The organism is Desertibaculum subflavum (assembly GCA_003576705.1).
GTDB classification, from domain to species: Bacteria; Pseudomonadota; Alphaproteobacteria; order Ferrovibrionales; family Ferrovibrionaceae; genus Desertibaculum; species Desertibaculum subflavum.
The window spans coordinates 1-5,462 of the sequence record QOZS01000112.1; the positions used below are offsets into that span (position 1 = coordinate 1).

Consider the following 5,462-nt stretch of genomic DNA (forward strand, 5'->3'; position numbering starts at 1 on the left):
GTTCCGCGGCGTGTTTGTTCCCCCAGCTCGTCGTACCCGGGCTCGATCCGGGTACCCATGACGCAGGCGGAGAGGCGTGGATGGCCGGGCCAAGCCCGGCCACGACGGGAAGCGGTCGGCGCATCTGTTCCCTGACACGCCTGTTCCGCGGCGTATCTGTTCCGCGTAGCTGCTCCCGTGCGGCGCATCCGTTCCGCAGGGCTCAGCTTTGGGGCCGGCCTGGTGCCCACGGGCAGGGTATGCAAAAGCACTAATCTCGTCATGGTTCAAAGACAAGTATATCGTATCACAAATTGCCTTTCTATACAATTAAGTATTTCGGTCTTCAGCGCCTTGTCAGCTGCGCTTTCCCGCGGGGGCTGCCGCTTGAGCAAATCTGCCGAACTTTTCAGCAGCGGGCTTCGCGCGGCGCGCCGCCGTCGGCGAGCCCGCATTCCAGGCCGGCGCAGCGCATCCGCCTCGGCACCATCAGGCGGGCAACGCCTTCGGCGAGCTCGCCCTGCTCGGCGACCGGGCGCGCACCGCCGATGTGGTGGCGGCAGGGCCGGTGACGGTGCTGAAACTGAAGGCGACCCGCTTCGCCATGCTGGCGACACGCCATCCCGACATCCACGCCAAGCTGCTGCTCGCGGTCGGCCGCCTGCTGGCCGACCGCCTGCGCCGCGCCAACACGGCGATGCATGTGCTGAGCGGCTGAGCGGCGTTATCCCGCGCCGCGCGATATTCGGGTGCTTGTATCAATCCCGCCGCAAAGCGCGCTATATTGCTTTCTGCAGGTGTCCCGGGACTGTCCGCGCACCGCACTCTCGCGAAATCCGATCTGGGCCCGGCGGACTTGCTGTCCGACCGAGACGATGCGGAATGCGCGTCCAGAACCGCCGAGAACGGCGCCGCATGCGCCGCCCTCGACGGCCCGAAAACAAGAAACACGTCTGACAGGAGGCCATCACGATGGCAAACGAACGCACTTTGTCGCAACGCTGGCAGGAATACCGGCCGACCAAGGCGGCTGCGGTCTGGTTTGGCGCGGGCTGCGCGGCCCTTACCATGATCGTCGGCTTCAGCTGGGGCGGCTGGGTCACCGGGGGCACGGCGAGCGGCCTCGCCTATAACGCGGGGGCGACGGCGCGCGCCGAGCTGACGGCGGCGGCATGCATCAGCCGCTTCATGGGCGCCGCGGATGCCGGCATCCAGCTGGCGAAGCTGAAAGAGACCGGCATCTGGCAGCGCAACGATTTCGTCGAGAAGGGCGGCTGGGTGACGCTGCCCGGCACCGAAGGGCCGGTGAGCGGCGCGGCGGAGGCATGTGCCCGGCAGCTCGTCGAGATGAGCGCGCCGCCGGCCAAGGCGGCCGCCGGCAAGACCACGCTGCAATAGCCGCTGCGGACCGGCGGTCCGCGCGGACTTAGCTTCGGGGTCGTTCCCCTGCGAGGGCCCCGCCTGGTCGGGGCCCTCCATCATGTCCCGGTCGCGCCGCCCCGCCAGGCTGCAGCCGGGCGGTGAGAGCCGTCGTGGCGGCGGCCGCCAAAAGCGGCTATCGATCCCGCGATGACGACGCTTCGCGATGCACGGCCGGACGAATGTTCGCTGATCCAGGCGATCGAGCTCGCCGCCGCCTCGCGCTATGCCGCGATCGGCATGACGACGGTCGCGGCGGGCGATCCGATTCCTCTCGGCATCCTCGCCGCGCGCGTGGCGAGCCGGGGCCTGATCGTCGCGGTGATGACCGATGACGAGCCCATCGGCTTCACCGTGTTCCGCCCGCTCGACGGCGCGGCCTATATCGAGGAGGTTGACGTCCTGCCGGCGCATGCAGGCCGGCGCCTCGGCGCCGCGCTGCTCGAAGAAGCCGGGCGGCGCGCGGCAGCGCTGGGCCTTGCCGCGCTCACGCTCTCCACCTTCCGCCACGTGCCGTGGAACGGGCCCTATTATCTACGCCTCGGCTTCGTCGAGATGGCGGAAGGCGAGCTGACGCCGGGCCTGCGCGCGGTGCGGGCCGACAACATCGCCCGCGGGCTGGACGAGACGCAGCGGATGTTCATGCGCCGTCCGCTGTGAGGGCCGGACGCAACCAATCCGCCGCCGGTTTGACAGCCGGGGCCGCGCGGGCGGAGAATTCCCCCGTCGACCGACGTTTCCCTTCACCGGCTCAAGGGAGGCTCCGATGCATGTCGCGGATCGGCTCAAGCACTATCTCGAAGACCAGCATGTCGCCTGCGATCTGGTGGCGCATCCCCGCACCCTGACGGCGATGCAATCGGCCCATGCCGCGCATGTGCCGAGCGAGTGCATGGCCAAGGCCGTCGTGGTGCATCACGAGATGGGCTATCTGCTGGCGGTGGTGCCGAGCACGCACCGGGTCGAGCTCGGCACCCTGCAGGATGTGCTCGACCGCCGCCTCGGCCTTGCCACCGAAGACGAGGTCGCCGGCCTGTTCAAGGATTGCGAGGTCGGCGCGGTGCCGGCGATCGGTATGCCCTACGGCTTGCCGATGGTGCTGGACGACGCGCTCGACGGTGCGCGCGACATCTGGTTCGAAGGCGGCGATCACCAGACGCTGGTGCATATGAGCGGCGAGGCCTTCCGCCAGCTGACCCGGGATGCCACGCGCGCCAGGTTCAGCCACCGGGCCTAGGCCGGTTCAGAATCTCGGCCGCAGCACGCCGCCGGAATGATCCGTCGGCACGTTGCCGATCAGCAGCCTGGTGATGGAACCGTCGGGGCCGGCGAGCGGCAGCTGCAGGCGTTCCCAGGCGCGCGTGTACTCGGTGCCTGCCGGGAACCGCATGGTGCAGAGCGGCAGCCGCCGTCTGAGCCCCGCGCGGCCGCAGGCGATAGTGAAATCTACCACATAGTCGCTGGCGTGATGCTCCGACATGAGCCGGCCGGTCATGTCGCGACTGGAAACGCTGGTCACCAGGCTGCCGTACAGCCGATAGCGGAAATCGGCACCTTCCTCGATCACGTCGAGCAGCAACACATAGCCGAGGGCGGGCCGCATGGCCGCCGGATCGATCGCGGCGGCGGGGGCGACGTCCTTGTCGCCACGCAGGCCGTGCCAATAGCGCAGCAGAAACCGGCAGGCATCGGCCTCCAGATCGTCGGCACCGGGATTCCAGGCAAAGCGCGGCGCCGCCGCACCGCCGGCCCGGAAGGCGGCATCGATCTCGTCGCGCCCGCCCGCGACCAACGCCTCCGTCCAGCGCTCGCGCCGCTGCAACCGCTCGGACACGGTCGGGTCATCCCGAAGGGCATTCGCCATCGCGCTGCTTTAGTCCGCTGTTCACGCCGCGTGAAGATGGATTCATGGTGAACGGCTCCGGCGAGATGGTTAGCGGCGGCATCAGTCGCGGCGCAGAAACCAGTCCAGGATCGCCGCGTTCATCTCGCGCGGGTAGGTGTGCGAGAGGTCGGCGACTTCCCGGTAGGTGACTTCGGCGCCGGCGGCCTTCAGCGCCGCTTCGGCGCCGCGCGCCATCTCGGCCGGGAACATCCAGTCGAGCGCGCCGTGCACGATGTGGATCGGCAGGCCGATCAGGCGCACCGGGTCCATGAAGCTCAAGAGCATCGGGTGGAAGCTCGCCGAAATCGGCGCCAGATGGGTGAACGGCGAGCTGGACTGCAGGCCGGAGACATAGGCGAAGGTGCCGCCATCGCTCATGCCGGTGAGCAGCAGGCGCGACGTGTCGACGTTCCAGCGCTCGCGCACCAGGCCGAGCACGCGCTCGAGATGTTGGCTGTCGACCTCCGGCTCCATCAGCGACCAGGTGCTGCCCGTCGCGGTCGGGCTGACCAGGATCGGCCCACGTGTGCGTGCCTCCCGCAGCCAGGTCCACAGAAAGCCACGGCCATGGCCGCTGCCGCCATGCAATGCCATGACGAGCGGCACCGGCCGCATCCCGTCGTAATCCTCCGGCACGTAGACCGAGAAGCCGCCGCGCTGGCCGGGATCGTTGTTGCCGTGCAGCACGCCGGTCCGGATGCCCGGCCGGGCGTCGGCGGCGAGGCGGTCGATCTTGTCCTCGTCGTGGCGCGCCGCATTCTCCAGGAAGAACTGGCTGACCGGACGGAACAGGCGGGCGAGGGGATAGAGCGTCTCCGCTGCGCGGGCATAGTGGCGCAGCGCCCGATAGGCAGCGATGGCGGCATTCGGATCGTCCGGGGCGGCGCGCAGGCCATCGAAGGCCTGGATGACGGCATCCGCCGCGCCTTCGACCTGGTCGCGGAAATCCGCCAGATGTTCCGGCCAGTCTGCGGCACGGAACGCCGCCAGGCCTTCGCGCAGCTCGACATCGCGATCGGCGATGGCGTCGACCAGCTCGCGCAGCCGCGGCGGATGCAGGTTCCGTGCGGCGAATTCCAGCGCCTGCAGCGCCTGCAGCAGCGGGCTCAGCATGCCGACGATCGCCTCCAGCAGGGCTTCGCTGTCGTCGGCCATGGGGCAGATCCTTCTCGCCGGGGTGGGACCGAGCCTCGCCTGCGGGGATGGCCGCGTCAATCTGGCCGGGAACCCGGGCCGGGCCGGCGCCGTTCCGGCAACGATGCCCCGTTATGATCTCTCCGGCCAGATCGCGCTGGTGACCGGTGCCGCCTCCGGCATCGGTCGGGCCACCGCGCTCGCGCTGGCCGAAGCGGGGGCCGCGGTGGTGGTGAACCATCGCGGCCCGGCCGACAGTCCGGTCGACGTGGTCGACGAGATCCGCCGCCGCGGCGGCACGGCCGTTGCCGAATCCGCGGACGTCTCCAACGAGGCGGCGGTGCAGGCGATGTTCGCGCGGGTGATCGAGCGCTTCGGCACGCTGCACATCCTGGTCAACAATGCCGGCCTGCAGCGCGACGCGCCGACCGACCAGCTTTCCCTGGCCGACTGGCGCACGGTGCTCGACGTCAACCTGACCGGCCAGTTCCTCTGCGCCCGCGCGGCGATCCGCGAGTTCCTGCGTCGCGGCGTGGAGCGCGAGCGCTCACCTGCCGCCGGCAAGATCGTCTGCATCTCCTCCGTGCACGAGCACATTCCCTGGGCCGGGCATGCCAACTATGCGGCTTCCAAGGGCGGGGTGAAGCTTCTGGTGCAGACGCTGGCGCAGGAATTCGCCGGCCGGCGCATCCGCGTCAACGGCATCGCGCCGGGCGCCGTTCGCACGCCGATCAACCGCGCCGCCTGGGAATCCGATGCGGCGCTGACCGATCTGCTGACCCTGGTTCCTTACGGCCGCATCGGCGCGCCCGACGACATTGCGAAGGCCGTGCTGTGGCTGGCCTCGGACGACAGCGACTACGTCACCGGCACGACGCTGATCGTCGATGGCGGCATGAGCCTCTATCCCGGCTTCGGCGAGGGCGGCGGCTAGGTCGTGGACTCATAATCTCTGGCCCAGAGGCGTGCTGCGGCGATGGTGATGGCGGCAAGGTAGTTTCGGGCGAGCTTGTCGAAGCGTGTGGCGATGCGCCTGAAGTGCTTG

The 5,462-nt window shown here is 69.3% G+C and carries 7 protein-coding genes and 1 pseudogene; 5 read left to right on the top strand and 3 right to left on the bottom strand.

The window, feature by feature from the left end:
* Window positions 1-376: 376 nt before the first annotated feature.
* From DT074_RS27440 to DT074_RS27455, 4 genes are all read left to right on the top strand, one after another.
* Window positions 377-697 carry a cyclic nucleotide-binding domain-containing protein gene (locus DT074_RS27440; RefSeq protein WP_119423013.1) on the top strand — a complete coding sequence of 107 codons (321 nt, stop codon included), beginning with the start codon at window positions 377-379 and terminating at the stop codon, window positions 695-697.
* A 254-nt stretch (window positions 698-951) separates the two neighbouring features.
* Window positions 952-1,377, top strand: a complete 426-nt coding sequence (locus tag DT074_RS27445) for a hypothetical protein (protein ID WP_119423014.1) — start codon at window positions 952-954, stop codon at window positions 1,375-1,377.
* Between the two features lie 171 nt (window positions 1,378-1,548).
* Window positions 1,549-2,058: a GNAT family N-acetyltransferase gene (locus tag DT074_RS27450; protein ID WP_119423015.1), complete on the top strand. Its 510-nt coding sequence runs from the start codon at window positions 1,549-1,551 to the stop codon at window positions 2,056-2,058.
* Window positions 2,059-2,164: 106 nt separating this feature from the next.
* Complete coding sequence (locus tag DT074_RS27455) at window positions 2,165-2,635, top strand: aminoacyl-tRNA deacylase (RefSeq protein ID WP_119423016.1); 471 nt, start codon at window positions 2,165-2,167, stop codon at window positions 2,633-2,635.
* A 6-nt stretch (window positions 2,636-2,641) separates the two neighbouring features.
* On the opposite strand, the gene DT074_RS27460 is transcribed toward DT074_RS27455, so the two are convergent.
* Together DT074_RS27460 and DT074_RS27465 are read right to left on the bottom strand one after the other, a co-directional pair.
* Window positions 2,642-3,232 carry a PAS domain-containing protein gene (locus DT074_RS27460; protein ID WP_162915285.1) on the bottom strand — a complete coding sequence of 197 codons (591 nt, stop codon included), beginning with the start codon at window positions 3,230-3,232 and terminating at the stop codon, window positions 2,642-2,644.
* Between the two features lie 111 nt (window positions 3,233-3,343).
* Window positions 3,344-4,438 carry a phospholipase gene (locus DT074_RS27465; RefSeq protein WP_119423018.1) on the bottom strand — a complete coding sequence of 365 codons (1,095 nt, stop codon included), beginning with the start codon at window positions 4,436-4,438 and terminating at the stop codon, window positions 3,344-3,346.
* A 103-nt stretch (window positions 4,439-4,541) separates the two neighbouring features.
* Here DT074_RS27465 and DT074_RS27470 point away from each other — a divergent pair, with 103 nt between their 5' ends.
* Complete coding sequence (locus DT074_RS27470) at window positions 4,542-5,351, top strand: glucose 1-dehydrogenase (protein WP_119423019.1); 810 nt, start codon at window positions 4,542-4,544, stop codon at window positions 5,349-5,351.
* On the opposite strand, the pseudogene DT074_RS27475 reads toward DT074_RS27470, so the two are convergent.
* Window positions 5,348-5,462: pseudogene (locus DT074_RS27475) on the bottom strand (IS5/IS1182 family transposase); the annotation flags it as partial. The gene DT074_RS27470 and the pseudogene DT074_RS27475 overlap by 4 nt on opposite strands.

What these genes read in the sequence shown, in the direction of transcription:
- DT074_RS27445 (WP_119423014.1), top strand. Translation starts at nt 952, where the DNA reads ATGGCAAACGAACGCACTTTGTCGCAACGCTGGCAGGAATACCGGCCG.
- DT074_RS27450 (WP_119423015.1), top strand. Translation starts at nt 1,549, where the DNA reads ATGACGACGCTTCGCGATGCACGGCCGGACGAATGTTCGCTGATCCAG.
- DT074_RS27455 (WP_119423016.1), top strand. Translation starts at nt 2,165, where the DNA reads ATGCATGTCGCGGATCGGCTCAAGCACTATCTCGAAGACCAGCATGTC.
- DT074_RS27465 (WP_119423018.1), bottom strand. Translation starts at nt 4,438, where the DNA reads ATGGCCGACGACAGCGAAGCCCTGCTGGAGGCGATCGTCGGCATGCTG.
- DT074_RS27470 (WP_119423019.1), top strand. Translation starts at nt 4,542, where the DNA reads ATGCCCCGTTATGATCTCTCCGGCCAGATCGCGCTGGTGACCGGTGCC.